Below are 26,642 nucleotides of genomic sequence, written 5' to 3'. Positions count from 1 at the left end.
AACCATGACCAATCAACAAAACCCCAAATTCCAGGAGCTTGTCGCCAAACTGCGCGAGATTTTCCAGATCGACCGCCCGGAACTGGACTTTGGCATTTACCGCATCCTGGGCGCCCGCGCAGGCGAGATCAACGACTACCTGCAAAACCGGCTGTTTGAAAAAGTACAACAAGCGCTCTGTGCAGGCAGCGCCGCCAGCGCCCAGCAATTGCAGAGCGACCTGGACGAAGCGATCAAGCAGGCGCTGGCGCTGGGCGCAAACCCCGACGATCTGCCCAAGGTCAAGGATTTACGCGCCCGCCTGAAGGATGCGACCGCAGGCAGCAACGAGCATGAAAATGCCGTGTTCTCCCATCTGCTGGCCTTTTTCTCCCGCTACTGGCAAGACGGCGACTTCATCAGCCAGCGCCGTTACAAGGGCGACACATACGCCATCCCCTACGCGGGCGAAGAAGTGGTGCTGCACTGGGCCAACAAGGACCAGTACTACACCAAGAGTGGCGAGAACTTCAGCAATTACAGCTTCAAGCTGCCTGAAGAAAATGGAAAACCTGGCCGCACGGTGCATTTCCGGCTGGTGGCCGCCGACACCGCCAAGGACAACCGCAAGGACAACGACAAGGAGCGCCGCTTTGCCCTGATCGCGGCCCAAACCCGCACCCGCGTGGATGACAACGGCGACGAAATCGAAGAAACCCTGCTGCCCGTGGAAGAAATTCCCGGCAACGATGGCCAGCGCGATTTGCTCATCCGCTTTGAATACGCCGCCCAGCCCAAGGGCGCCAAGCAAGAGGCGCTGATCGCCCAAGCGGTAGAAGCCGTGTTGGCGGATGCTGCCGTCAAGGCCCGCTGGCTGGCGCTGGCCCAGCGTGCGCCCACCGAGAAAAACCCGCAGCGCACCCTGCTGGAAAAGCACCTGAGCGATTACACCGCCAAGAACACGGCCGATTACTTCATTCACAAAGACCTGGGCGGCTTTTTGCGCCGCGAGCTGGACTTCTACATCAAGAACGAAGTCATGCATCTGGACGATGTGCAAAATGCCAATGCCTTTGCCGACATCGAGAAAAACCTGCGCATGATCCAGTGCCTGCGCAGTATTGCCTTGGAACTGATTGCCTTTCTGGCGCAACTGGAGGATTTTCAGAAAAAACTGTGGCTGAAAAAGAAATTCGTCGTTTCCAGCCATTACTGCATCACCCTGGATCGTGTGCCCGAGGCGCTTTATCCCGAAATTGCCGCCAATGAACGGCAGTGGGCGCAGTGGAAGCAATTGGGCGTATGGGAAAGTGATGAACCGGGGACGCTGGAGGACTTGAAGGCGGCGCCGTATCGTATGGTGGATACGGCGCTATTCAATGACGAATTTAAGCAGTGCCTTTTGGCAAATATCGAAGATATCGAAGCAAACCTCGATGGCATCGCCATCAACGGGGATAACTTCCAGGCGCTTGCTCTCTTGAGCCAGCGGATGGCAGGTGAAGTCGATTTCATTTACATTGATCCTCCATACAACGCAATCACGAGTGAAATAGCCTACAAGAATGGCTTTAAGCATGGTTCTTGGATCACGCTCATGGAAAACCGGCTGTCTCAGGCAAGAGAGTTAATGCGGCCTGATGCGCCAGTTTGTGTTGCAATTGATGAGAACGAGAGGGAGCACCTGTCTCTGCTAATGAAAGACCTGTTCTCAGACGGGGACATAACTCAGATCAGCGTAATCCACAATCCGCGTGGCATTCAGGGTAGCGGGTTCTCCGTGACAAACGAATCAGCTATTTTCTTCAGACCTGAAGGCAAGCTATTGGGAAAACGCAGTCTTAGTGACTCGAAGTCCAAACCACTGATGAAAACGGGCAGCGAATCAGAGCGGCACACAGCAAAGAACTGCTTCTATCCAATTTTCGTTAAAAATGGGGTGGTAGTAGGGTTCGGAGACGTTCCCGGTGATGATTTTCATCCGCACAGTGCATGCACTGAAGTTGAAAATGGAGTGCTGGCGGTGTGGCCAATCTCATCGACAGATGGATTGGAGCGTAAGTGGCGTTACGCAAGACAATCGGTCAATTCCACTATCAATAATCTTGAAGTTAAGACTGGGAGAAACGGACTACCCTCCATAAATCTCGCAAAGGACAAGGAGTCCTATAGGACTGTTTGGAGCGACGCCGAGTTCAATGCGGCCGAATATGGGAGCACCTTGCTAAAAAATATCGTTCCCAGCAATGGATTTTCTTTTCCAAAGTCGCTGCATACCGTTCGTCATGCGATCACGGCGGCGAATTGTCGCTCCAATGGGGTGATTATGGACTTCTTTGCAGGGTCTGGAACTACCGCGCATGCGGTAATTTCCTTGAATCGAGAAGAGAAGCTTGATCTTTCGTATGTAATGGTTGAGCAAGGCGATTACTTTGAAACCGTCTTGAAACCTAGAGTTAAGAAAATCATATTTTCTGCTGATTGGTTAGAGGGGAAGGCGACTGGTCCCGAAACCGGCATTTCCCACTGCTTCAAAGTCCTCAAACTCGAAAGCTACGAAGACACCTTAAACAACCTGCAATTGCGCCGCACGGCTGCGCAGAATGAGATGTTCGGTGCCCTGCCGCAACAGGCCAGGGACGACTATCTACTGCATTACCTACTGGACGTGGAAAGCCGCGGTTCGCTGCTGTCGGTAGAGGATTTCAAAAAACCGTTTGATTACATGCTCAATATCGCCGCCGATTCCGCGGGTGCGTACGAGAAACGAAAAATCGACTTGGTCGAAACCTTCAATTACCTGATCGGCCTGCGGGTCAAGCACATTGATGCTCAACCGCAGCGCGGTTTCGTCACCGTCACAGGCGCGCTACCCAGTGGTGAAAGCTGCCTGGTGCTGTGGCGCGATTGCGAGGTGCTGGATTACGAAGGCATTGCTAAGCTGTGCGACAAGCTGGCCATCAACCCGGCGGACAACGAGTTTGACCTGGTCTACATCAACGGTGACCACAACATCCCCACCGTGCTGACGCAAACGGCCGAGGAAGGCGGCGCCACCCGCGTGCTCAAGCTGCGCCAGATCGAGCCGGAGTTTCTGAATCGCATGTTCAGCGTGGAGGATGTGTGATGGCTAATTTTGGAACCCCTGGCATTCAACAACAAGAACCAGAACCGGCACGCATCAAGTCCGTCACCATCGAGGGATTTCGTAGCCTGCGCAGCATCCAGAATCTGGAACTGCCGCAGCTTTCCGTGTTGATTGGCGCCAATGGCGCGGGTAAATCCAGCTTGATTCGTTTCTTTGAAATGTTGAGCTGGATGCTCAAGTCGAAGAACCTGCAAGAGTTCGTATTTCGCCAGGGCGGCGGGGACGATCAATTTTTCATGGGCGCGCGAAAAACGCCGCGTATCCATGCAGAGCTGTGCCTTGAAACCAGGTCGGGGCTGAACGACTACCGTTTCGACCTGGAGCATGTTTCGGGTGGGGATTCGGTCATTTTGATGAATGAAGCGTATCGCTACTCGGCACATGGCATCCCGACCAAGGCGAAGTGGACGGAAATTGGCGTAGTAGGCAAGGAATCTGCACTTCTGGAACGGAAGGACAGGACAGCCAGGACGATTGCCAATCTCTTGCGGCAGTGCTCCACCTACCAGTTTCACGACACATCGCCAAACTCAGCTATCCATCACCGCTGGGATGTGACCGAATCATTTCGCCTTCGTTCGGATGGAGGCAATCTCGCCGCCGTCCTTCTGGACTTGCGTAGCGCAGATGGCAAACGCTATGAATTGATCGTGAAGCAGATCCGCCGCGTACTGCCTGCTTTCAAGGATTTTGTGCTGGAGGAGGAAGCAGGCAAGGTTCTGTTGCGCTGGGTAGGCAATCAAAATGACAAGGTATTTGGTTCGCACTTGACGTCGGATGGCTCGCTGCGCTTGTTCTGCCTGCTGACCTTGCTGAACCTGCCACCGGGGCGGTTGCCGGACGTAATGTTGTTTGACGAACCCGAGCTGGGTCTGCATCCGCATGCCATCACCTTGGTGGCCGAGATGTTCAAGCGACTGTCCAAGAAACGGCAAATCTTCATTGCCACGCAGTCCCCTTACTTGGTGGATTGCTTCGAGTTGGAAAACATCATCGTCGCCAGCGCGGACAATGGCGAGACGCTGCTGCGCAACCTGCCGCGAGAGCAGTACCAAGAGTGGCTGGACGATGACTATCAGTTGTCCGATATCTGGCTGAAGCAGGTGGTGGGGGGCATGGAATGATCCGCGTCTGCATTGTTTGTGAAGGGCAGACCGAGGTGGAATTTGTCAAAAGCTGCCTTGCGCCTTACCTGCTGAGCCATCAAGTACTGGCTTTTCCGTCGCTGCTCCAGTCACCATCTGGCAATCATCGTGGTGGTCGCGTCACGGTGGAGCGTTTGGTGAAGTTCATGTCGCATCAGTATCACCAGACCGATCGAATCACCACGCTGGTGGATTTCTACGGCTTTCAAGACCGCAATGGGCGAAATCGTGCACAACTGGAGGCGGACATTCGTGCCGGCGTTGCCGCCTCAACCACTGGGTATGACGAGCGTTTCGTCTTGCCCTATGTGCAGATGTATGAGTTTGAGGGGCTGCTGTTCACCGATCCAGAGGCATTTAAGTGCGTACAGGATGGCTGGAACGAACAAAGCCATGCAGCACTGGAACAAGTACGACAAGCTTTTTCATCGCCCGAAGACATCAATGACGGCCTACAAACTGCGCCATCCAAACGAATCCTGTCGATTTTCGAGGAAGGTACCTACTCCAAGACGGAGCATGGGCCGTTGATCGCCGAGGCGATTGGTATTAATGCGATACGTGGGCAGTGTCCCCAGTTTGATGCCTGGGTAACACAGATTCAGGCATGGGGAAATTGATATGGCACGTGCAGCGAAACCAAAAGTAAAAAAGCGCAGCTTCCACCAGGAATTGGTGCTCAACCGCTGGGTGCTGGGTTTCTTTCAGGGCGGCACGCTGGCGGCGCTCAAAATGCGCTTGGGCGATGACCGCTTTGAAGGCATCGACGAGGACGGCCAGACCAGGTTCTTCCACGAACTGACGCGAGGATTGTTCGATCCCAACAAGGTGCCAGAGGCCGCGCTGCGGCGTTACGACTTGAACATCGTTGCACACTGGCAGGCCATCACCGCCCAGCGCAACAAGCAGGGAGGCCATGCGCTGCAAATGAAGTACTTCCAGTACCTCTCGCTGCTGTTCACCGAGCTGTATCTGGATTGGTATTTCAACCGCCGCCAGGAACTGCTTGACGGCCTGAACGAGGAAATGGCGCGTTACCGCAGCGAGGCAGGCGCAGAACCGTTTCGTGACTTTGAAGCCGACGATCTGAACAAGATCGCTTTCTGGAATGCCACGGGCAGCGGCAAGACCCTGCTGCTGCACGTCAACATCCGCCAGTACCTGCATTACTTCCAGGCGGGGCATGATCACCATTACCCCGACAAGATCATTTTGCTCACGCCCAACGAAGGCTTGAGCCGTCAGCATCTGGATGAGCTGCACCTGTCCGGCTTCGGGTTTTCGCAGTTCTTCAACAAGGCCCAGTCACCCGCGCGCGGCGCCATCGAAATCATCGACATCAACAAGCTTGGCGATGAGATGGGCGACAAGACCGTGGCCGTGGATGCCTTCGAGGGCAACAACCTGGTGCTGGTGGACGAAGGCCACCGTGGTACGGGTACGGCGGCCGGCGCATGGATGGCGCGGCGCGATGCGCTGGTGCGTGGCGGCTTTGCCTTCGAGTACTCGGCCACCTTCGGGCAGGCAGTGGCCAAGGGCATGACCGTGGCGGCAGCGGAAGAAGACATCCAGAAAAAGCGCGCCAGGATGCTGTTTGGCACCACCAGTCTGCGCAACCTGGATGACGGGCAGAAAGCGCAGCTTGCGCTGACGGCCGAGGACAAGCGCCGCGCGCGCATCACTGCGACGCGCGAGATTTACGCCAAGTGCATCCTGTTCGATTACTCGTACAAGTTTTTCTATGAGGACGGCTATGGCAAGGAGTCGCTGATCCTCAACATGAGCGGCGAGGCCTACGCGCAGGCGGACGACGCGCGCAAGTATTTCACCGCCTGCCTGCTGGCCTACTACCAGCAGCTTTGGCTGTGGAGTACGCACCGCGACAAGATCGCCGATTTCAATATCGAAAAGCCGCTGTGGGTGTTCGTAGGCAACACCGTGTCTGGCGAGGAATCGGACATCCTGGAAGTGGTGAAATTCCTCGCCGACTTCCTGAACAGCGAAGCGCAGATCAAGAGCTGGCTGACCGACCTGATTGCGGACAAGGCGCAGATTCTGGACGCCAAGGGCAACAACATCTTCAGCGGGCGTTTCACGGCCCTGATGGGCTTCGGCGGTCGCGTGGATGCTCTGTACGCCGACATCCTGCTGCGCGTATTCAATGCCTCGGCCCGCCAGCGATTGAAACTGGTCAACATCAAGAGCAGCAAAGGCGAGCTTGCCTTGCGCGTTGGCAATGCCGAGCCCTTCGGCCTCATCAACATCGGCGATGATGCGAGATTCTTCGGGATGGCGGAGGACGTGGCGGCTTTCGACACCGAGCGCGACGACTTCGGCGGCGCACTGTTCGGCACGCTGAACAACAGGGACAGCCGCCTCAACGTGCTGATCGGCTCGCGCAAGTTCACGGAAGGCTGGAGCAGTTGGCGCGTGTCCACGATGGGCCTTTTGAACATGGGCCAAGGTGAAGGCTCGCAAATCATCCAGTTGTTCGGACGCGGGGTACGCCTCAAGGGCAAGGGCTTCTCGCTCAAGCGCACTTTGCCGCAGGACCGGCCCAAGGGTGTGCACCTGGACAAACTGGAGGCGCTGAACATCTTCGGCGTGCGCGCCAGCTATATGGCTGCGTTCAAGGACTACCTGCGCGAGGAAGGCATCACGCCCAGCGATGAAGTGCTGGAGCTGGACTTTCCAACGCGGGCCAACCTGCCCAAAGGCAAACTCAAAACCTTGACGCTGAAGGATGGTTACAAGGACAACCAGAAACTGGGGTTCAAGCGCACGCACTTTCCGTGGCTGTACGAAATCCCCACGCAGTTCCAGGGCAAGATCAAGCCGCCCCATGTGGTGCTTGACCTGTACCCGCGCGTAGAGGCGTTATCCAGCAAGGACAAGGGCACACCCCCCACGACGGAAGCCCGCAACAAGGGCAAGCTGAATCAGGCGCTGTTCCCGGCTTTCAATTGGGATCGCATCTATCTGGCCTTGCAGGATTACAAGTTGCAGCGCAGCTGGAGCAACCTGCGACTGGATCGGCAGAAACTGATCGACTTCTGCGCGGGCGCGCAGGATTGGTACACGCTGTTCATCCCGGCATCTGAGCTGAACGTGACGGCCTTCGCCGATATCCGCAAGCAGGAAGACATCCTGCTTCGACTGCTGACGGATTACACCGACCGCTTCTACAAAGCCCTGAAAACGGGCTACGAAGGCCAGTTCTACGACATCACCCACATCGATGAAGATCACGGCTCGATGCTCAAGCTGTACCAGTTCGAGATCGAGAACAGCGACGACGGTCTGGAGTATCAGAAAAAGCTGGAAGTGCTGAAGAAGCTGGTGGCAGAGGGCAAGATCGGCGAGGCCAGCCAATGGAATGCACCGCACATGGTGGCCATCAGCTTCGAGCGCCACTTGTACTACCCGCTGCTGGCATTGAAGGACAAGGATGCGGTGCCGCTGAAACTGCGCCCGCTGGCCTTTGACGCGCCCAGCGAATGGGCGTTTGTCCGCGATCTGGAGGCGTTCTACAACTCCAGCGAAGGCAAGCAAGCGATTGGCCCGCGCAGTCTGTACCTGCTGCGCAATGCGGATCGGGAAGAGAAAGGCCTGGGCTTCGCGTTGGCGGGCAACTTCTATCCGGACTTCCTGCTGTGGCTGGTGGACGAGGCCAGCGGCAAGCAGTGGCTGACCTTTGTCGATCCGAAGGGGCTGCGCAATCTCGACCTGTCGCACCCCAAGCTGAGGCTGTACAAAGAAGTAAAGACTCTGGAAGCAACGCTGGCGGCGCAGGCCAAGGCGGGTGAAGCGCCGTTGATCTTGAATGCCTTCATCCTTTCACCAACGAAGTTTGCCGACCTGCTCAACGTGGGTAATGCAACAGAAGCCGATCTGGAAAGTCGTCACGTACTGTTCATGGACAAAAAGCATTACTTGCAAACCATGTTTTCCAAGCTGCATTGACAGGCCGCCGCCGCGGCTGATTTTTTGGCATTTACCGAATTTTTCCATCACCCATGTCCCGCATCCAAACCACCTTCACCACCCTCAAGCAGCAGGGCCGCACCGCCCTCATTCCCTACGTCACCGCTGGCTTTCCCTACGCCGACATCACTCCCGCCCTCATGCACGGTATGGTCGCCGCCGGGGCGGACGTGATTGAGCTGGGCGTGCCCTTTTCCGACCCCAATGCCGACGGCCCCGTCATCCAGCAAGCGGGCGAGCGCGCGCTGGCGCTGGGCGTGGGGCTGGCCAAGGTGCTGGGCATGGTGCAAACCTTCCGCGAGCAGGATCAGCAAACCCCCGTCGTGCTGATGGGCTACGCCAACCCGGTGGAGCGCTACGACCAGAAGCACGGCGCGGGCAGGTTCATCCGCGATGCGGCGGCTGCGGGCGTGGACGGGCTGCTCATCGTCGATTACCCGCCCGAGGAATGCGCAGACTTCGCCGCCGCGCTGAAAAACGCAGGGCTGGATTTGATCTTCCTGCTCGCCCCCACCAGCACCGAGGCGCGCATGCAGCAGGTGGCCCAAGTGGCCAGCGGCTACGTCTATTACGTCTCGCTCAAGGGCGTGACTGGCGCGGCCAGCCTGAACACCGCCGAAGTGCAGGCCGCACTGCCGCGCATCCGCCAGCACGTGCACATCCCCGTGGGCGTGGGCTTTGGCATCCGCGACGCCGACACCGCCCGCGCCATCGGCGAAGTGGCCGATGCGGTGGTCATCGGCAGCCGCTTGATTCAGGTGATCGAGAACCAGCCGCCCGAAGGCGTGGTGGCCGCCGCCCAGGATTTCCTGCGCCCCATCCGTGTGGCGCTGGATGAGCGCGGGGCAGCCTAAATATTATTTTTATCAATCAAAAAGAAATAAATTAACCTTTTTTCGGCATGATGGTTAATGGATTGTTTTTCCTTTGATTGAAATTTTCGGGGTGCATGCGTGGGCGCCGCTACTGGGCGAGGGTGGCGCTTGGCTCCCAGAACGGGTGATGCACTTTTTGCCCCCTGCAAGAGCGCAAAGTTCATCACATGCTTTATGGAACGTGGTGGCGTTGCCCTTGCATGGCGGCTGACACGAATCAAGCCAAACACGTTTCCGCTTCGGCCTTGGCAGAGCTTCTGAGGGTTTGCACCACGAGTCAAACCAGGGCGCGATTGCTAGGATAGCGGCCGGTTTGTGAGGGTATCCGCTTCACTCAAGCCGTGGCCTTGTGGGGCGACATACTTTCCTTACACGGCCGTTTTTTTCCTGGGGAATGTCCTTTGCCAAGGGGCTGGCCGTGTGCGCCATGCTCCAGCGGGGGCGGCCCCGTAACCAATGGTGGACACAATCCACTGGGAGACATTAGCAATGCGCAAATCCAAGGGCCTCGCTCAAGGCCCCGGCAAAGGCAGGCTGCGCCTGCAAGTGCCCGAGCCATCCGCACGGCCGGGCGAGAAGACCGATTTTTCCTTTTTGAAACTCTCCAAGGCGGGGGAGGTGCCCCGCCCGGCGGTGGACTGCCCTTATGAGGAGACGATTGCGCTGAAAAACAGCCTGATCCGCGTGCTCGATGAGCAAGGCCAGGCGCACGGGCCGTGGAAGCCCGAGGTCAGCGTGGAGGACTTGCGCCGTGGCTTGCGCCTGATGATGCTCACGCGCGCTTTCGATGCGCGCATGGTGATTGCGCAGCGGCAGAAGAAAACCTCCTTCTACATGCAAAGCCTGGGCGAGGAGGCCATTGGCGTGGGCCAGGCCATGTCGCTCAACCAGGACGACATGTGCTTTACCTCCTACCGCCAGCAAAACATCCTGCTCACGCGCGGCATGCCGATGGTGCAGATGATGAACCAGATCTACTCCAACACGGCCGACCCGGTGAAGGGCCGGCAGTTGCCGGTGATGTACTCGGCCAAGGACTATGGCTTTTTCTCCATCTCCGGCAACCTGGGCACGCAATACGTGCAGGCCGTGGGCTGGGCGATGGCATCGGCCATCAAGCACGACTCGCGCATTGCCACGGCCTGGATTGGCGACGGCGCCACGGCCGAGGCGGACTTCTACACCGCGCTGGTGTTCGCGCAGGTCTACAACGCGCCGGTCATCATGAACGTGGTGAACAACCAGTGGGCGATCTCCACCTTCCAGGCCATTGCCGGGGGCTCTACCGCCACCTTTGCCGCGCGCGGCACGGGCATGGGCATTGCCTCGCTGCGCGTGGATGGCAACGACTTTCTGGCCGTACTGGCCGCCTCGCGCTGGGCCGCCGAGCGCGCGCGCGGCAACCACGGCCCGACGCTGATCGAGTGGGTCAGCTACCGCGCTGGCCCGCACTCGACTTCGGACGACCCGAGCAAATACCGCCCCGCCGACGATTGGCAGCGCTTCCCGCTGGGCGACCCGATTGCGCGGCTGCGCCAGCACCTGACGCTGCTGGGCGCCTGGAGCGATGCCGAACACGAAGCGGTGCAGGCCGAGGTGGAAGCCGAGGTGCTGGCCGCGCAAAAACAGGCCGAGACCTATGGCACGTTGATGAGCGGACCGCAGCGCACAGCGGCGGATATGTTCGACGACGTGTACGAGCACATGCCCGCGCATCTGATCGCGCAGCGGCAGCAACTTGGGGTCTGAAGGAGGTCTGCAAATGGCAAAAATGACAATGATCCAGGCCCTGCGTTCGGCCATGGATGTGATGCTTGCGCGCGATGAAAACGTGGTCGTTTTCGGCGAGGACGTGGGCTATTTCGGCGGCGTGTTCCGCTGCACCGAGGGGCTGCAATCCAAATACGGCAAAAACCGCGTGTTTGACGCCCCCATTACCGAAAGCGGCATCGTTGGCGCGGGCGTGGGCATGGCCGCCTACGGCTTGCGCCCGGTGGTGGAAGTGCAGTTCGCCGATTACGTTTACCCGGCGCTGGATCAAATCATGAGCGAGGCGGCGCGGCTGCGCTACCGCTCGGCGGGCGATTTCTCCGCGCCGATGGTCATCCGCATGCCCTGCGGCGGCGGCATTTACGGCGGGCAAACGCACAGCCAAAGCCCCGAGGCGCTGTTCACGCACACCTGCGGCATCCGCACCGTGATGCCCAGCAACCCTTACGACGCCAAGGGTCTGCTGATCTCCGCGATCGAGAACAACGATCCGGTCATCTTCCTGGAGCCCAAGCGCCTGTACAACGGCCCGTTTGACGGCCACCACGACCAGCCCGTTGTGCCCTGGTCCAAGCACGAGCTGGGTGAAGTGCCCGACGGGCATTACACCGTGCCGCTGGATTCGGCCAAGATCGTGCGCGAAGGCAAGGCCGTCACCGTCATCGCCTACGGCACCATGGTGTTCGTGGCCGAAGCCGCCGCGCGCGAAACTGGCATTGATGCGGAGATCATCGACCTGCGCAGCCTCTGGCCGCTGGATTTGCCCACCATCGTCCAATCCGTGCAGAAAACCGGCCGCTGCGTGATCGTGCATGAAGCCACGCGCACGGGCGGCTTTGGCGCCGAGCTGTCGGCGCTGGTGCAAGAGCACTGCTTCTACCACCTTGAATCCCCCATCGAGCGTGTGGCGGGCTGGGACATCCCCTATCCCCACGCGCAGGAATGGTCGTACTTCCCCGGGCCGGAGCGCGTGGGGCAAGCCCTGAAAAAAGTGATGGAGGTGTGAGATGGGTATTCATGTAATCAAGATGCCGGACATCGGCGAAGGCATTGCCGAAGTCGAGCTGGTGGGCTGGCATGTGCAAGTGGGCGACATGGTGCGCGAAGACCAGCCGCTGGCCGATGTGATGACCGACAAGGCCGCGGTGGAAATCCCCTCGCCCGTGGCGGGCAAGGTGTTGGCGCTGCAAGGGCAATTGGGCGAAATGATGGCGGTAGGCTCCGAGCTGATCCGCATTGAGGTCGAAGGCGAAGGCAACGTCAGCGCCGACACCCCGGCCCCCAGCCAGGCAGCGGCCCCGGCGCCTGCACAAGCCGCAGCGGCCGCTGCACCTGCTGCGGCCAGCGCTGCCCCCGCGCAGGCCGCAGCGCAACCGGCCGCCAAGGCGCCCGCACCTGCGGCGGCATCTGCGCCTGCCGCACGCAGCGCTGCGCCCAGCGGCCCCACGCGGCCCTACGGCGAAGCCCCGCTGGCCTCGCCCGCCGTGCGCCGCCGCGCCTGGGATCTGGGCATTGCGCTGCAATTCGTGCAAGGCAGCGGCCCGCACGGCCGCATCCTGCATGAGGATTTGGACGCCTACATGCAAACCCAGCAGCACGGTGGTGCGGCCAGCGGCGGGGCCAGCGTCACGCCATACGTGCCGCGCACCGGCGTGCAGCAGGTGCCCGTCATCGGCCTGCGCCGCAAGATCGCCGAGAAGATGCAGGAGTCCAAACGCCGCATCCCGCACTTCACCTATGTGGAGGAGGTGGACGTTACCGAGCTCGAAGCCCTGCGCGGCAAGCTCAACGCCCAATATGGCAAAGAGCGCGGCAAGCTCACCATGATCCCCTTCATCGCCCGCGCCATGGTGGTTGCGCTGCGCGACTTCCCGCAAATCAATGCGCGCTTTGACGACGACGCGGGCATCGTCACCCGCTACGACGGCGTGCACCTGGGCATTGCCGCGCAGACCGATGGCGGCCTGGTCGTGCCTGTGCTGCGCCATGCCGAATCGCGCGATTTGTGGGGCAATGCCGCCGAAGTGGCGCGCCTGGCCGAAGCCGCTCGTGCGGGCAAGGCCACGCGCGACGAACTCAGCGGCTCGACCATCACCCTCACCAGCCTGGGCGCGCTGGGCGGCATCGTCAGCACCCCGGTGATCAACCACCCCGAGGTGGGCATCGTCGGCGTCAACCGCCTGGTGGAAAAGCCCGTGGTGCTGAACGGCCAGATCGTGATCCGCAAGACCATGAATCTCTCCTCCTCGTTCGACCACCGCGTGGTGGACGGCATGGACGCGGCGCGCTTCATCCAGGCCATCCGCGCCTTGCTGGAAACCCCGGCGCAGTTGTTCATCGAGTAACTTCATTTCCCGATCACAAAGGCAGCGCCAGCGCAAGCGCAGTAGCGGGGCAGAGCAGGCCAGTGTGCCAGCAGCCCCGCACGCGCTGCCGATGCGACACCACAATCGCTTATGCAAACCCTCCAAACCAAACTGCTGATCCTCGGCGGCGGCCCCGGCGGCTATGTGGCCGCCATCCGCGCCGGACAATTGGGCATCCAGACCACGCTGGTGGAAGGCCAGGCCTTGGGCGGCACCTGCCTGAACATCGGTTGCATTCCCTCCAAAGCCCTGATCCACGCCGCAGGCGAATTCGCCCGCGCCCAGGCCCAGGCCAGCGGCAACAGCCCCTTGGGCATCCAGGTGCAAAAGCCCACGCTGGACGTGGCGCAAACCATCGCCTGGAAAGACGGCATCGTGCAGCGCCTCACCGGCGGCGTGGCCGCGCTGCTCAAGCGCCAGAAAGTGCAAGTCGTGCAAGGCTGGGGCCACATCGTCGATGGCAAAACCGTCGAAGTGCGCGACGCCCAAGGCCAGGCTACGCACCGCATCCAGTGCGAGCACCTGCTGCTGGCCAATGGCTCGCTGCCCGTGGAGCTGCCTGTGCTGCCTTTTGATGGCGAGCGCGTCATCTCCTCCACCCAGGCCCTCTCGCCTAAGCAACTGCCGAAAAAACTGGTGGTGGTCGGCGGCGGCTACATCGGCCTGGAGCTGGGCATCACCTACCGCAAGCTGGGCGTGGAAGTGGCCGTGGTCGAGGCCGCGCCGCGCATCCTGCCCGCTTACGACGCAGAGCTGACCCGTCCCGTGCAAGCGCGCCTGCAAGAGCTGGGCATCACCCTCTACCTGGGCCACCAGGTGCTGGGGCCAGCGCAAAGCAAGGGCAAAACCGTGGGCGTGGAAATCCGCCCTGCGGGCGCCGAGCACGAAAAAGACAAGCCGCAAGTGCTCAAGGCCGACCAAATCCTCGTTGCAGCCGGCCGCCGCCCGCACACCGAAGGCTACGGGCTGGACGGCCTGCAACTGAGCATGAAAGGCCGCGCCGTGCAGGTGGACGACCAATGCCGCACCAGCATGAAAAACGTCTGGGCCATTGGCGACCTCACCGGCGAGCCGATGCTGGCGCACCGCGCCATGGCCCAAGGCGAGATGGTGGCTGAGATCATCGCGGGCAAAACCCGCCACTTCCAGCCCGCGCAAATCCCCGCCGTGTGCTTTACCGACCCCGAGGTTGTCAGCGTCGGCCTCTCGCCCGATGAAGCCAAGGCCGCAGGCCATGAAGTGCTCACCGCTCAATTCCCCTTTGCCGCCAATGGCCGCGCCATGACGCTGGAGGACACCAGCGGCTTTGTGCGCGTCGTCGCCCGCAAGGACACGCACCGCATCCTCGGCTGGCAAGCCGTGGGCGGCCACGTGGCCGAGCTGGCCGCCGCCTTCGCCCAATCCATCGAAATGGGCGCGCATCTGGAGGACGTGGCCCACACCATCCACGCCCACCCCAGTTTGGGCGAGGCGGTGCAGGAAGCCGCGCTGCGCGCGCTGGGGCAGGCTCTGCACGTTTAAGCGCTTCGTTTAACCGTTTTTTTTGCGAAACTGCCCATCGCCCGTGCCGCAAGCTTGTGGCACGGGCTTTTTCGTGCCTGCAAAAGTGTGAATTTTTACCAATCAATGAGAAAAACTGGAAATTGATTTCGGCATGATGGTATTGAAAAATTCAATTTGAAAAATTGATTTGATATGGAAAATAAATCAACCCCTGCCCCGCAGCCTCTGATTCTGGACACCAACATCGTGCTGGACTTGCTGCTGTTTGGCGATGCCGCCATGGCCGAGCTGCAAAGGCAATTGCAAACGGCGGTTGCCGACGCCCAGCGCTGGCGCTGGATTGCCACCGCCCCCATGCGCGATGAGCTGGCCCATGTGCTGGCCTACACGCACTTGCAGCCCCGGCTGGCGTTTTATGGCCACACGCCCCTGGCCATCCTGGCGCGTTTTGACGCGGCGGTGCAGCAAGTGCCCGTGGCCGCGCCCACGCCCATTCGTTGCAAAGACGGCGATGATCAAAAGTTCATCGACCTGGCCGTGGCCCACCAGGCGGTGTTGATCTCCAAGGACAAGGCCGTACTCAAACTGCGCCGCCGCCTGGCGCGCGCAGGCGTCTGGGTCGGGCCGACGGTGGCTGCTGCGCAGGAAGCGGCCATGCGGGCGCAGCAGCTGGGGTGATGGCGCGCACTTGAAAAGGAAAAGGGCGTTTTTCGAATTGAATTTACCAATCAATCCGAAATAAAATCAACCAATTTCGGCATGATAGTATTGAATTCTAATTTGCCATGAATTGGAATTGCAAAACGGCGGCAGCCCCGGCGCGTTACACCGTGCCGCCCACCGTCAGCCCCTCGATGCGGAAGGTCGGCTGGCCCACGCCGACGGGCACGCTTTGCCCCTCCTTGCCGCACACGCCCACGCCGGTGTCGATTTGCATGTCGTTGCCAATCAGGCTCACTTGCTTGAGCGCCTCCGGGCCGTTGCCCACCAGCGTGGCGCCTTTGACGGGGTAGAGCAGCTTGCCTTTTTCCACCCACCAGGCCTGGCTGGCGCTGAAGACGAATTTGCCCGAGGTGATGTCCACCTGGCCGCCGCCGAAGTTGGTGGCGTACAGGCCGCGCTCGATGCTGGCGACGATTTCCTGCGGGTCCATGTCGCCGCCGAGCATGTAGGTGTTGGTCATGCGCGGCATGGGGATGTGGGCGTAGCTCTCGCGGCGGCCGTTGCCGGTAGGGGCGGTTTTCATCAGGCGGGCGTTCATGGCGTCTTGCATGTAGCCCACCAGGATGCCGTCCTCAATCAGCACATTGCGCTGGCTGGGGTGGCCTTCGTCGTCCACATTGAGCGAGCCGCGCCGCCCGGCCAGGGTGCCGTCGTCGAGCACTGTTACACCCTTGGCCGCCACGCGCTGGCCGATGCGGCCGCTGAAGGCGCTGGAGCCTTTGCGGTTGAAATCCCCCTCCAGCCCGTGGCCCACGGCTTCGTGCAGCAGCACGCCGGGCCAGCCCGGGCCGAGCACCACCGTCATCTCGCCGGCGGGCGCGGGGCGCGAATCCAGGTTGACCAGCGCTGCATCCACCGCCTGGGCCACGTATTGCTGCACCAGCGCATCGTCGAAATAGGCCAGGCCAAAGCGCCCGCCGCCGCCAGCGGAGCCGACTTCGCGGCGCTGGCCCTGCTGGGCGATGACGGTGACCGACAGGCGCACCAGCGGGCGCACATCGGCGGCCAGCGTGCCGTTGGCGCGCGCCACCAGCACCACGTCCCATTCGCTGGCCAGGCTGGCCATGACTTGCGTCACGCGCGGATCGCGGCTGCGCGCCAGCCGATCGACCTTGCCCAGCAAATCGATTTTTTCCTGGCTGCCCAGGGTGTCGATCGGATCGAGTCCGGCGTAGAGCGCGCGGCTGCTCGCCAGGCTGCGTGCGCCCACCTTGGCCTTGGCCCCGCTGGCGCGGCCTGCGCCGATGGCACGCACGGTGGCGGCAGCATCGAGCAGCGAGGCGGCGGAAATGTCGTCCGAATACGCAAACGCCGTTTTCTCGCCCGCCACGGCGCGCACGCCAAAGCCTTGGTCGATGCTGTAGGAGCCGGTTTTGACGATGCCTTCTTCCAGGCTCCAGCCCTCATGGCGGGTGTATTGGAAGTACAGATCGGCATCGTCCACCTGGCGCTGGCGGATGTGCTGCAAGGTCTGTTGCAAATGGCTTTCCTGCAAGCCAAACGGCTCCAGCAGCATGCGCTGGGCGATGTCGAGGCTGTTTTGGGTGGCTTGCAGCGTTGGGGCGTCGGCCTGGCCGTGGCCGCAGGCGGATGGCAAGGCGGCAGAGGCGGCGGATGTGGCCTGGGCAGGCGCGGCAGAGGGGGCGCGAAGGGCGGTAAATGTCATGGGGTGGCATTGTAGAGGCGGGCCTGAAATGACGCCTGCCAGCCGGATTCGGCGCGGTATGGCTGGCCTAGAGCGTGTGATGCACTTTGCGCTCCCCCGCGCTGGCCCCAAAACCGTGTAATCGCAAGGCGTCACGCGCGGCCAAGGCTGGTTGCCTTGGCAAGCGTGGCAACGCAGCGAGTGCATGGTTTTGGGGCCAGCCCGAAGGGAGAAGCGCCCCGGCATGTGCATTGCGGCGTTGCCGTCCCCTTGCAGCGCAGCCAGGCTGCGGCGGGGACTGCGCCTTGCACTGCACCCGCCGGGGCGCTCTCGCGGGGGGCGGAAAGTGCATAACACGCTCTAGACTCCGCCTTTGGTTCGCTCGCCTGGAGCAGGTTCTGAAACAGGCCCCTCACATCCAACCAACCCACAGGAGACTTCCCCTATGCCAACCCCTTCCCTGCAGCAGCTTTTGGCCCCGACGGGGCGTTTGCGCGCCTCCATCAACGTGGGCAATCCCATTTTGGCCGGGCGCGATGCCAGCGGCGCGCCAGCGGGGGTGTCCATCGACTTGGCGCGCGCCTTGGCCCACAAGCTGGGGCTGGAGCTGGATTTGGTGGTGTGGGAGACCGCGGCCGATTCCGTCAAGGCCGTCGAAGCCGGGCAGGCCGATTTCGGCTTTTTCGCCATTGACCCCAAGCGCGCCGAGCACATCGCCTTCACGCCGCCGTATGTGCTGATTGAGGGCAGCTATCTGGTCAAACAGGATTCGCCGCTGCAACGCAATGAGGAGGTGGACCGCCCCGGCCACCGCGTGACGGTGGGGCAGGGCAGCGCTTACGACTTGTACCTCTCGCGCACGCTGGCGCACGCCACGATTGAGCGCGCGCCCAGCTCGCCCGCTGTGGTGGCGCATTTTCTGGCCCAAGACCATGAGGTGGCCGCCGGTGTGCGCCAGCAAATCGAGGCCGAGGCCGCGCGCGTGGGTGGCCTGCGCTTGCTGCCCGGGCATTTCATGCTGATCCGCCAGGCGCTGGGCCTGCTGCGCAGCAGGGGCGAGGCGGCGGCGCAAGCGCTGGCCGATTTCATCGAACAGGCCAAGGCCGACGGCACGGTGGCGCAAGCCTTGGCGCGGCATGGGATCGAGGGGGCCTCGGTGGCGCCAGCGGACGCGGGTTAGGGCGCCCTGGTGCAGCCTTGCAACATGTCTTTGAATTACAAATCAAGATAAAAATAATATATTTATCATCATGCCAAAAAAAGGTGTTTTTGTTTCTTTTTGATTGGTAATTCAAGGGGCTTTCCGTTCTTTGGGAAAGCCTTCCTCAAGCTCGGGCGCTTGGCTGGAGGCTGGTGAGGCCGGGTGCAGCGCGGGCGGGCGAGGGGGCGGCAGGATGGGGGCCAGGCCCGCGTCCGCAGGGCGGGGTGTTTGCCGTGGCGGCTTGGGGGATAAGCCGGTGGGTGGCGCAATGGGGGGCGCAAGCAGCGGCGCATGAGGCTGCACTTGAGGCGGCATGGCGGGCGGCAAACCGTAGGACGGCGGCGGGTGGGGCCACGGATCGGGGTGCCAGGGCGGTAGCGGCCAGGAGGGCGGCACGGGCAGCAGCACGATCGACGGGCTGGGCGGCACGGCGGGCCGGGTGTGGCGGGCGATGGCGCGCTGGCGCTGCACTTGGGCGTAGCCCTCGGGGCCTAAGCAGGCGCGATCGGCGACGTCCTGCGCTTGCTCCAGCGCCTGGCGGTCTTCCTGGCTGTAGCGGCCATCGCGCGGCATGGCCTCTTGCACGCGGCGTTGCGCCGCGCGGCAGGCGGCGCTGGCGGTGTAGTCCGGCTCGGTGTGGCGGGTGGATTGGCTGATGGCTTGCAGCGCTTCGATTTCCGCCTTGGCGCGGCGCTCTTGCAGGGCGTGCAGCCGCTCTTGCTGGCGTTGCTGCCGCAGGGCTTGGGCCTGGGCATCGCGCTGGCGCTGGGCGGCGAGTTCCTCGGGGGTTTTGGCCGCTTCGATTTCCAGCGCCTGGGTGTGAGCAGGGCAAGGGCTGTTGGTGTAAGTCACCTTGCCATCGGCGGCGGTGCAGCGCAGCACCTGGGCAAAGCCGCCGCTGGCCCACCCAAGGCCGGCGGCGATGAGCGCGGCATGGAGGGCGGCGTAGAAGGGGGCAGGGCGTGGCATCACTCGCTTGGGGGAAAACCCGCTTCAGGGAAAGTCCGGCTCCAGCCGACGGGGGGCAGGGGCGGTGCGCTCGTCGCGCTCGTGGAAGGGCTGCTCCAGCAGTTGCCGCATGCGTTCGCGCTTGCGCGCTTGCGCCTCGTTGTCTTGGATGCGCGCGCGCGGCGGCGGCGCATCGGGCCTGTAATAGCCCGGTGGCGCATAGCCGGGCAGGGGAGGGTGGCGGGGCCAGTAGCCATCGTCATGGCCGTAGTAGCGGTGGCGGGGCCAGGGGCCGGGTTCGTACCAGGGGCCAGCGCCGTAGTGGCGGTAGTCGGGGTGATGGCGGTGGTAGTGGCCGTAGCCGTGACCATAACCGGGGCCGCCATCGGCTTGCCAGGGCTGCTCGTAAGCCGTGTGCGTGGCGCAACCGGCCACGGTCAGCGCCGCGCCGCATGCCAGCAGGGCCGATAGCCTGCGTCGGAGCGTGTGCGGCCAGTTTGGGGATAAGGAAAAAAAGTGTTGCATGGTGCAAAAAGAGGTTTTTTGAACAGGTGAGCAGGTTTGTGAATGGGGCCGCTCAGCCGTGCCAGCAGGCAACGCAAGCAGCGCTGTGGCGTTGACCTGGCGGCGCTGCAAAACGTGCGCAAAGCCTGGCCTGGCGTGGCTTTGCGCGTCCTTGGCTTGTCTTATGATCGCGCACCCGCTGACACACGGCATCCCCTTTTCTAATTGCATTCCACCCACACTCAGGAGCCCCAATGGCAAAAACCGTCGATGACGTCATGGACATGATCCGGGACAACGAGATCAAATTCGTTGATTTCCGCTTCACCGATACCCGTGGCAAAGAGCAACACGTTACGGTGCCGATCTCCCATTTCGATGAAGACAAATTCCAAAGCGGCCATGCGTTTGACGGCTCCTCCATGGCGGGCTGGAAAGGCGTTGAGGCTTCGGACATGCTGCTCATGCCCGACCCCGACACCGCCAACATCGACCCCTTCTTCCAGGAGCCCACGCTGTTTCTGACCTGCGATGTGGTCGATCCGGCCGACGGCACGCCCTACGAGCGCGACCCGCGCAGCATTGCCAAGCGCGCCGAGGCCTATCTGAAAGCCTCTGGCCTGGGCGATACGGCCTACTTCGGCCCCGAGCCGGAGTTCTTTCTGTTCGACGGAGTGCGCTGGGAGAACTCCCCCGGAAAGGTCAGCTTTGAAATCGAAGAATACGAAGCGCCCTGGAACAGCGGCGTCAAGCTCGAAGGCGGCAACCGCGGCCACCGCCCCGGCCCCAAGGGCGGCTATGTGCCGATGCCGCCGGTGGACAGCACGCAGGACATGCGCGCCGAGATGTCGCTGGTGCTCGAATCGCTGGGCATCCCCGTCGAAGTCTTTCACCACGAAGTGGGCGCGGCCGGGCAAAACGAAATCGGCACCCAGTTCAGCACCTTGGTCAAACGCGCAGACTGGACGCAGCTGCAAAAGTACGTCATCCACAACGTCGCCAACCTCTACGGCAAGACGGCCACCTTCATGCCCAAGCCCATCGTGGGCGACAACGGCTCGGGCATGCACGTGCACCAATCGGTCTGGAAGGATGGCAAGAACCTGTTTGCCGGCGACGGCTATGCGGGGCTGTCGGACTTTGCGCTGTACTACATCGGCGGCCTCATCAAACACGCGCGCGCGCTCAACGCCATCACCAACCCCGGCACCAACAGCTACAAGCGCCTGGTGCCCGGCTTTGAAGCGCCGGTCAAGCTGGCCTACTCGGCCAAGAACCGCTCGGCCTCCATCCGCGTGCCCTTCGTCACCAACCCCAAGGCGCGCCGCGTGGAGGCGCGCTTTCCCGATCCGCTGATGAACCCCTACCTGGGCTTTGCCGCGCTGCTCATGGCCGGGCTGGACGGGGTGGAAAACAAAATCCACCCCGGCGAGGCGGCCACCAAGGACCTGTACCACCTGCCGCCCGAGGAGGATGCGCTGATTCCCACCGTCTGCCACAGCCTGGACCAGGCGCTCGAAGCACTGGACGCCGACCGGGCCTTCCTCACCAAAGGCGGCGTGTTCACCGACGCCATGCTGGACGCCTACATCGAGCTGAAGATGGGCGAAGTCACGCGCTTTCGCCAGGCCGTGCACCCGCTGGAATTCGAGATGTATTACTCGCTGTGAGCGCCTATTGCTGATCTCTTGCTCACTTGCGCTGGAGCGCGTGCGGCTTTTTAGATGTCTTGTATGCCAATGCGGTAAGCCTTGACGAAATCTGGCCAATCCCGGTGCAGATCCAGGTCGATGTCGTCATCGACGCGCAGTTTGGCGGCCGCACGATCGAACAGCGCGATGCTTTTGGCCGGGTAGTTGTTGCGCGATGGATAAAGCACGCCGTCGAACAATGGCTGGCCGTTGCACCCTTGCAGGGCATGCACCTGGGCCGACAAGCGCTGTGTGTGTGTGCGTAGTCCCGGCAGGCCAGCTGCGCCAGATTCATGCCCAGGCCAGCGGCCATGAAGCCCGGTGCCGTGACATCGGCCAGGTGGATGTTGGCCATCACCTCGATGACGCGCACCATCCGCTGCCGAACCTCCTGCAGCGTGATGGCGCGGCTTGGAGCCTCAAGCCACAGGTGTTTGTGAAACACCGACTCCATCAGCGCAGTGGCCAGCTCAAAGCCCAGATAGAGCACGCCATAGCCTCGTGCCGGATCGTCGTAGCGGTTGGCTGCATTTCGGCCAAAGTGCAGGGGCGTGTGCCGATAGGCGGTGCGGCTTACATGCTGCAAGAGTTCACCGGCCTGGATCTGAAATGACGGCCAGTCATGCATGGGCGCGCCGCATCAGCGTGCCTGAACGCCCAGGGCGTTGCACACGGCTTCGAGTACGGATTGGAGCGTCTCAGGCGTCACCGCTGCCACCGGCGAGCGCCCCCCCAGACCTTCCAGCGGTTCGGACAAAGCGCGGTAGAGGCTCCAGTGATCAATGCCTGGGAGCTGCTCAAGCGCGGCCTGTGTCAATTGCTGCTTGACCGGATCAAGCTGCCAGTCAGGCAGTCTTTGGCGCTGCGGGCCCACTTTCAGCGCCAGCAGTTTGCGGGCAGCGATGTCCTTGTAGATTTGCTGGCGCGACTTGTCTGCCAGTTGGGCGAAATCCGCAGGGCTGAGGTTGTGCGGCTGCTTGAAAGCCTGCAGCAGCATGGCGCGGCCTCGTTGAATGTCGGTTTCACTGGGCGTCCAGCGCGTATCCGCATGCAGCGCGGCCGCCTTGCTGACAAACGGTTGCGAGGAGGCCGCGTCCACCGCAGGATTGGGCATAGACAGCTTTGCTGCGGCAAGGCGCTCCTGGAAAAAGGCCTGCAATTGAGCCGCAAAGGTCTTGGCATCGCGGATTTCGATGCTGTTTGCAAAGCGCTGCACATCGCGCACCGTCACAGCTGGCAGATGTTCGCTCATGAATTCGATGGCTTTGGGCATACCGGTCTCTGAACTGGGTTTGTGATGGCGAGGAAGTTATTCTCCTTTGTCGCGTTTGTCAATTTTGACTCGTCTGAATCCCATGCCTGACTGTCAGAGCCCCCGCCTATGGCTGCATCGTGCAGTCGCCCGCTCAACAGGTGCCAAGGCAATGGACGGAGCGGCTTTTTCAGAGCCTGTTCAAAGTCTCGGCGCGAGTGGGCAAGAAGCGGTTTGGGATGGGCTGCAAGGCGCAAAACGCAGACGGGCCGCGTGGCCCGGCGAGGCTTTGCAACGCCGCAGACCGCCCAAATCCGCTTGCTTGCCCGCCACTTTGAACAGGCTCTCAGGCCCGCCACTGCCTGGCGCCTTGCTGGGCGCGCCAGAGGGCGGCGTAGCGGCCATCTTTGGCCAGCAGTTCGGCGTGCGTGCCTGCCTCCAGGGCGCGGCCCTGGTCGATGACGATGATTTGCCCGGCCCCGGCGATGGTGGAGAGGCGGTGGGCGATGACGATCACGGTGCGCTCGCGCACCAGCGCCTCGATGGCGCGCTGCACGGCCAGCTCGCTTTCGGTGTCCAGCGCGGCGGTGGGCTCGTCCAGCACGACGATGGGCGCGTTTTTGAGCAGGGCGCGGGCGATGCTGATGCGCTGGCGCTCGCCGCCCGAGAGGCTGGCGCCCATTTCGCCGATGCGGGTGTGCCAGCCCTGGGGCAGGCGCTCGATGAAGTCCAGGCACTGCGCGGCGCGGGCGGCCTGGTGCACTTCGTCCTCGCTGGCTTCGGGGCGGGCCATGCGGATGTTGACCAGCACGCTGTCGTTGAACAGGTACACGTCTTGAAAGACGACGGAAACCAGCCGCCCCAGCGTCTCGGGCGGGATGTGGCGCACGTCCACCCCGCCGATGCGCACCTGGCCGGCCTGCGGGTCGGCGTGGCGCATGAGCAGGCGGGTGATGGTGGTCTTGCCCCCGCCTGAGGGGCCGACCAGCGCCGTCATGCCGCGCGCGGGCAGGCGGGCGCAAAACCTTTGCAGCACGGGCGGGGCGCCGTCGGCGTAGGCGAAGTCCACGTTCTCAAAGGCAATGTCGAAGGCCGTGGGCGCCTGCGCGGGCGCGGCCTGCGGCAGCGGCGGCACGGCCAGCAGGGCGTGGATGCGCTCCAGCCCGGTTTCGATGAGTTCCACGATGGCGGTCATCGACACCACGGTCGAGAGCGGCTCGCCAAAGCGCGCCAGCATCACGGCCACGGCGGCCAGCACGGCCACGTCCATCTGCCCGCGCACGGCCCAGCTCACCCCTGCGGCCATGACCAGCAGCAGCGACAGCTCCACCACGCTGCTGATGATGAGGTTGGGGCGCAGCCCTTTTTTCTGCCCCAGCGCCTGCATGCGCTCCAGCCGCTCGAAGCTCTCTTGCAGGCGCGCGGCGCGCGCGCCGGTGCAGCGCGCCGCGCGCAGCACGGCCAGGCCCTGGGCGTATTCCAGCACGTCGCCGCTGCACTGCGCGTTGGCCTCGGCCAGCGCGCGCATGCCGCGCCCGAAAGCGGGCCGCCGCCAGCGGTACAGCGGTATCAGCGCCGGAAACACCAGCAGCAGGGCCAGGCCCAGCCGCCAGTCCCAGGCCAGCACGCCCAGCGCGGCGGCCAGCGGCGTCAGCGCCGACTGGGTGATGAGCGTGGCGATGGTGATGGTGTAGTTCAGCCCCTCGTCCACGTTGCCCAGCAGGGCCGCGCCCATTTCGCCCGCGCGTTTTTGCTGCAGTTGCAGCAGCGGCATGCGGCGCAGCTGCTCGCCCGCCAGGCTGCGCAGGCGGTGCACGGCGTCGGCCTGCTGGCCGCCGTAGTCGAACCACTGCGCCCGCCAGCGCAGCGCCAGCGCGGCCAGCGCCAGCGCCCCAAAGCCCAGCAGCCAGGGCAGCGCCGCCGCCAGCGCCTGCGCGCCCGCTGCGCGGCCCTGCGCCGCAGGCAGCAGCGCGCTGAAGATGGGCAGCATCAGCGCCAGCGCCAGCCCTTGCAGCACGGCGGCGGCGGCCAGCATCAAGAGGCTGCGCCGCAGCGCGTGCGCATGGGGCGCGGCGCTGTCGATGAGCAGCCGCCAGGTGGCGCGCCAAGACCGGGAGCGGGTGGGGGCGCGTGCAGGGGCATTCATACCTGCCCCCCTGGCAGGCGCCAGCCCTGCGCCTGCTCCCAGCTGTGCCACAGGCGGGCGTAGCGCCCGCCGCGCGCCAGCAGCGCCGCGTGCCGCCCCTGCTCCAGCAATCGGCCCTGGTCAAACACCAGGATCTGGTCGGCGTCCTGCACGGTGGCCAGGCGGTGCGCCACCAGCAGCACGGTCTTGCCCCGCATCAGGGCTGCGAGCGCCTGCACCAGCGCGGCCTCGTTCTCGGGATCGGCAAAGGCAGTGGCCTCGTCCAGCACCAGGATGGGGCGGCCCTGCAAGATGGCGCGGGCGATGGTGATGCGCTGGCGCTGGCCGCCCGAGAGCTGCACGCCGCGCTCGCCCGCCGGGCTGTCGTAGCCCTGTGGCAGCGCCATGATGAAGTCGTGCGCCTGCGCCGCGCGGGCGGCGGCCATCACCGCGTCCATGCTGGCCTCGGGGCAGCCCAGGCGGATGTTGTCGGCGATGCTGCCGGCAAAGAGAAAGGTGTCCTGAAACACGAAGGCCACTTGCTGCATCAGCGTGTCGGCCCGCATCTCGCGCACGTTGGCGCCGCCCACCAGCACGCGGCCCGCGCTCACGTCCCAAAAGCGCGGAATCAGCCGCGCCACCGTGCTTTTGCCCGCGCCCGATGGGCCCACCAGCGCCGTCACGCGGCCCGCCGGGGCCGTGAAGCTCACCCCTTGCAGCGCGGGCGCGCCGCCTGCTTCGTAGCTGAAATGCACGTTGTCAAACACCACGCTGGTGTCCTGCGGCTGCGCGCCTGGCGCGGCCACTTCGGGCAGGGGCGGCTCGGCCAGCAGGCGCTGGATGCGGCCCACGCTGAGCTTGGCCTTTTCGATCAAGTGGTGCAGGCTCATCAGCGGCATCAGTGATTCGGCCAGCCCCGCGCCCAGCAGCAGCGCCGCCACCCACACATCGAATGTCAGCTTGCCGCCCGCCAGCAGCCAGGCGCCCAGCCCCAGCAGCACCGCCAGCGTGGGCAGCATGGAGAGAATGGCGATCGAAAAGCGCGCCACGAAGCGCACGCTGGCGTACCAATCCCGCAGCACCTGCCGGTAGGCCGCCAGCGCCGCCTGGTAGCGCCCGAAGCTGGCGCTGCCCGTGTCAAAGGTGCGCACCACCGGCATGGCCTGCACGAACTCGACGATGGCCTCGGCCACCTGCTCGCGCGCGGCGTTGTAGCGCGCGCTCACCTCGCGGCTGCCGCCGACGACGAGCGCCATCAGCGCAAAGCCCAGCGCGGGCACGGCCAGCGCCGCCAGCGCCAGCCGCCAGTCCAGCCACAGCAGGGCCGCCAGCGCCGCCAGCGGCGCGGCGCAGGCCCGCGCGAGCAGCGGCGTTGAATCGGCCACGAACACATGCAGCGCCTGCACGTCGTCGTGTATCACCTTGGCCACAGGCCCCGCCCCCAGCGCCTGCGCCCGCCCCAGCGGCAGCCGCGCCATGTGCGCCGCCAGACGCGTGCGCAGCAGCACCTCCAGCCGGAAGGCCGCGTGGTGCGACACGTCAAAGGCCAGCAGCCGCAGCACGAAAGCCGCCACCGTGCACAGCGCCAGCGCCAGCATGGGCGCCCAGGGCCACTGCCCTGGCGCCAGCAGCAGCGCGCGCAGCGCCAGCGCCAGGCAGGCCAGCGCCCCCACGCCCAGCACCGCCGAGGCGCAAGCCAGCGCCACGGCCAGCCCCACGCGGACGCGCACCGGGGCCATGATGCGCCAGGGGCTGTCCGTGGCGGGCGGCTGCTCAGAAGCGG

General features: G+C 63.2%; 19 protein-coding genes and 1 pseudogene. 12 read left to right on the top strand and 8 right to left on the bottom strand.

All coding sequences use genetic code 11. The features are described from left to right. Positions 1-4: 4 nt before the first annotated feature. From EBQ26_RS07505 to EBQ26_RS07460, 10 genes are all read left to right on the top strand, one after another. Positions 5-3,106 carry a DNA methyltransferase gene (locus tag EBQ26_RS07505; protein WP_122238400.1) on the top strand — a complete coding sequence of 1,034 codons (3,102 nt, stop codon included), beginning with the start codon at positions 5-7 and terminating at the stop codon, positions 3,104-3,106. Then, entirely contained in the window at positions 3,106-4,251 is a 1,146-nt protein-coding gene (locus tag EBQ26_RS07500) for an AAA family ATPase (protein WP_122238399.1), read from the top strand. The genes EBQ26_RS07505 and EBQ26_RS07500 overlap by 1 nt, the downstream gene beginning before the upstream one ends. Continuing rightward, positions 4,248-4,892: a DUF4276 family protein gene (locus tag EBQ26_RS07495; protein WP_122238398.1), complete on the top strand. Its 645-nt coding sequence runs from the start codon at positions 4,248-4,250 to the stop codon at positions 4,890-4,892. Before EBQ26_RS07500 ends, EBQ26_RS07495 begins: the two co-directional genes overlap by 4 nt. Before the next feature lies 1 nt (position 4,893). Further along, positions 4,894-8,235, top strand: coding sequence for a DEAD/DEAH box helicase family protein (locus tag EBQ26_RS07490; RefSeq protein ID WP_122238397.1), 3,342 nt, complete (start codon positions 4,894-4,896; stop codon positions 8,233-8,235). Between the two features lie 53 nt (positions 8,236-8,288). Beyond that, positions 8,289-9,110, top strand: coding sequence for a tryptophan synthase subunit alpha (gene trpA / locus EBQ26_RS07485; protein ID WP_122238396.1), 822 nt, complete (start codon positions 8,289-8,291; stop codon positions 9,108-9,110). Positions 9,111-9,620: 510 nt separating this feature from the next. Then, the gene (locus EBQ26_RS07480; RefSeq protein WP_122238395.1) at positions 9,621-10,880 is read left to right on the top strand and encodes a thiamine pyrophosphate-dependent enzyme; all 1,260 of its coding nucleotides are present in this window, start codon (positions 9,621-9,623) and stop codon (positions 10,878-10,880) included. 13 nt (positions 10,881-10,893) lie between these two features. Beyond that, positions 10,894-11,907: an alpha-ketoacid dehydrogenase subunit beta gene (locus tag EBQ26_RS07475; protein ID WP_238944225.1), complete on the top strand. Its 1,014-nt coding sequence runs from the start codon at positions 10,894-10,896 to the stop codon at positions 11,905-11,907. Between the two features lies 1 nt (position 11,908). Further along, entirely contained in the window at positions 11,909-13,246 is a 1,338-nt protein-coding gene (locus EBQ26_RS07470; protein WP_122238394.1) for a dihydrolipoamide acetyltransferase family protein, read from the top strand. Positions 13,247-13,357: 111 nt separating this feature from the next. Further along, on the top strand, positions 13,358-14,788 hold the full coding sequence (lpdA, locus tag EBQ26_RS07465; protein ID WP_122238393.1) for a dihydrolipoyl dehydrogenase: 1,431 nt from the start codon (positions 13,358-13,360) through the stop codon (positions 14,786-14,788). Positions 14,789-14,962: 174 nt separating this feature from the next. Beyond that, the gene (locus EBQ26_RS07460; RefSeq protein ID WP_122238392.1) at positions 14,963-15,448 is read left to right on the top strand and encodes a putative toxin-antitoxin system toxin component, PIN family; all 486 of its coding nucleotides are present in this window, start codon (positions 14,963-14,965) and stop codon (positions 15,446-15,448) included. 145 nt (positions 15,449-15,593) lie between these two features. Here EBQ26_RS07460 and tldD read toward each other — a convergent pair whose 3' ends face one another. Continuing rightward, positions 15,594-17,159: a metalloprotease TldD gene (gene tldD, locus EBQ26_RS07455; protein WP_122238391.1), complete on the bottom strand. Its 1,566-nt coding sequence runs from the start codon at positions 17,157-17,159 to the stop codon at positions 15,594-15,596. A gap of 424 nt (positions 17,160-17,583) precedes the next feature. On the opposite strand from tldD, the gene EBQ26_RS07450 reads away from it, so the two are divergent. Next, positions 17,584-18,318 (top strand): ABC transporter substrate-binding protein, encoded by a 735-nt coding sequence (locus EBQ26_RS07450; RefSeq protein ID WP_122238390.1) that lies wholly within the window; start codon positions 17,584-17,586, stop codon positions 18,316-18,318. Between the two features lie 111 nt (positions 18,319-18,429). Here the strand turns inward: EBQ26_RS07450 and EBQ26_RS07445 are convergent, their stop codons facing one another. Beyond that, positions 18,430-19,308, bottom strand: coding sequence for a DUF4124 domain-containing protein (locus tag EBQ26_RS07445; protein WP_122238389.1), 879 nt, complete (start codon positions 19,306-19,308; stop codon positions 18,430-18,432). Between the two features lie 24 nt (positions 19,309-19,332). After that, positions 19,333-19,812, bottom strand: a complete 480-nt coding sequence (locus EBQ26_RS07440) for a hypothetical protein (protein WP_122238388.1) — start codon at positions 19,810-19,812, stop codon at positions 19,333-19,335. 233 nt (positions 19,813-20,045) lie between these two features. Between EBQ26_RS07440 and glnA the strand changes: the two genes are divergently transcribed. Further along, positions 20,046-21,461 carry a type I glutamate--ammonia ligase gene (gene glnA / locus EBQ26_RS07435; RefSeq protein ID WP_122238387.1) on the top strand — a complete coding sequence of 472 codons (1,416 nt, stop codon included), beginning with the start codon at positions 20,046-20,048 and terminating at the stop codon, positions 21,459-21,461. A 50-nt stretch (positions 21,462-21,511) separates the two neighbouring features. On the opposite strand, the gene EBQ26_RS13215 is transcribed toward glnA, so the two are convergent. From EBQ26_RS13215 to EBQ26_RS07415, 5 genes and pseudogenes are all read right to left on the bottom strand, one after another. After that, entirely contained in the window at positions 21,512-21,727 is a 216-nt protein-coding gene (locus tag EBQ26_RS13215) for a hypothetical protein (RefSeq protein WP_449224044.1), read from the bottom strand. 77 nt (positions 21,728-21,804) lie between these two features. Continuing rightward, positions 21,805-22,110 (bottom strand): annotated as a pseudogene (locus tag EBQ26_RS13210) (RES domain-containing protein); the annotation flags it as partial. A 12-nt stretch (positions 22,111-22,122) separates the two neighbouring features. After that, positions 22,123-22,755, bottom strand: a complete 633-nt coding sequence (locus tag EBQ26_RS07425) for an integrase (RefSeq protein ID WP_122238386.1) — start codon at positions 22,753-22,755, stop codon at positions 22,123-22,125. Positions 22,756-23,080: 325 nt separating this feature from the next. Next, entirely contained in the window at positions 23,081-24,880 is a 1,800-nt protein-coding gene (locus EBQ26_RS07420; protein ID WP_122238385.1) for an ABC transporter ATP-binding protein, read from the bottom strand. After that, positions 24,877-26,598 carry an ABC transporter ATP-binding protein gene (locus tag EBQ26_RS07415; protein ID WP_238944233.1) on the bottom strand — a complete coding sequence of 574 codons (1,722 nt, stop codon included), beginning with the start codon at positions 26,596-26,598 and terminating at the stop codon, positions 24,877-24,879. Before EBQ26_RS07415 ends, EBQ26_RS07420 begins: the two co-directional genes overlap by 4 nt. Positions 26,599-26,642 lie beyond the last annotated feature (44 nt).

The organism is Allofranklinella schreckenbergeri (assembly GCF_003703475.1).
Lineage (GTDB): Bacteria > Pseudomonadota > Gammaproteobacteria > Burkholderiales > Burkholderiaceae_C > Lampropedia > Lampropedia schreckenbergeri.
This window is presented reverse-complemented; position numbering and strand designations above follow the sequence as displayed.

What these genes read in the sequence shown, in the direction of transcription:
- EBQ26_RS07500 (WP_122238399.1), top strand. Translation starts at nt 3,106, where the DNA reads ATGGCTAATTTTGGAACCCCTGGCATTCAACAACAAGAACCAGAACCG.
- trpA (WP_122238396.1), top strand. Translation starts at nt 8,289, where the DNA reads ATGTCCCGCATCCAAACCACCTTCACCACCCTCAAGCAGCAGGGCCGC.
- EBQ26_RS07495 (WP_122238398.1), top strand. Translation starts at nt 4,248, where the DNA reads ATGATCCGCGTCTGCATTGTTTGTGAAGGGCAGACCGAGGTGGAATTT.
- glnA (WP_122238387.1), top strand. Translation starts at nt 20,046, where the DNA reads ATGGCAAAAACCGTCGATGACGTCATGGACATGATCCGGGACAACGAG.
- EBQ26_RS07475 (WP_238944225.1), top strand. Translation starts at nt 10,894, where the DNA reads ATGGCAAAAATGACAATGATCCAGGCCCTGCGTTCGGCCATGGATGTG.
- lpdA (WP_122238393.1), top strand. Translation starts at nt 13,358, where the DNA reads ATGCAAACCCTCCAAACCAAACTGCTGATCCTCGGCGGCGGCCCCGGC.
- EBQ26_RS07490 (WP_122238397.1), top strand. Translation starts at nt 4,894, where the DNA reads ATGGCACGTGCAGCGAAACCAAAAGTAAAAAAGCGCAGCTTCCACCAG.
- tldD (WP_122238391.1), bottom strand. Translation starts at nt 17,159, where the DNA reads ATGACATTTACCGCCCTTCGCGCCCCCTCTGCCGCGCCTGCCCAGGCC.
- EBQ26_RS07415 (WP_238944233.1), bottom strand. Translation starts at nt 26,598, where the DNA reads ATGGCCCCGGTGCGCGTCCGCGTGGGGCTGGCCGTGGCGCTGGCTTGC.
- EBQ26_RS07445 (WP_122238389.1), bottom strand. Translation starts at nt 19,308, where the DNA reads ATGCCACGCCCTGCCCCCTTCTACGCCGCCCTCCATGCCGCGCTCATC.
- EBQ26_RS07505 (WP_122238400.1), top strand. Translation starts at nt 5, where the DNA reads ATGACCAATCAACAAAACCCCAAATTCCAGGAGCTTGTCGCCAAACTG.
- EBQ26_RS07420 (WP_122238385.1), bottom strand. Translation starts at nt 24,880, where the DNA reads ATGAATGCCCCTGCACGCGCCCCCACCCGCTCCCGGTCTTGGCGCGCC.
- EBQ26_RS07440 (WP_122238388.1), bottom strand. Translation starts at nt 19,812, where the DNA reads ATGCAACACTTTTTTTCCTTATCCCCAAACTGGCCGCACACGCTCCGA.
- EBQ26_RS07450 (WP_122238390.1), top strand. Translation starts at nt 17,584, where the DNA reads ATGCCAACCCCTTCCCTGCAGCAGCTTTTGGCCCCGACGGGGCGTTTG.
- EBQ26_RS07470 (WP_122238394.1), top strand. Translation starts at nt 11,909, where the DNA reads ATGGGTATTCATGTAATCAAGATGCCGGACATCGGCGAAGGCATTGCC.
- EBQ26_RS07480 (WP_122238395.1), top strand. Translation starts at nt 9,621, where the DNA reads ATGCGCAAATCCAAGGGCCTCGCTCAAGGCCCCGGCAAAGGCAGGCTG.
- EBQ26_RS07425 (WP_122238386.1), bottom strand. Translation starts at nt 22,755, where the DNA reads ATGCCCAAAGCCATCGAATTCATGAGCGAACATCTGCCAGCTGTGACG.
- EBQ26_RS07460 (WP_122238392.1), top strand. Translation starts at nt 14,963, where the DNA reads ATGGAAAATAAATCAACCCCTGCCCCGCAGCCTCTGATTCTGGACACC.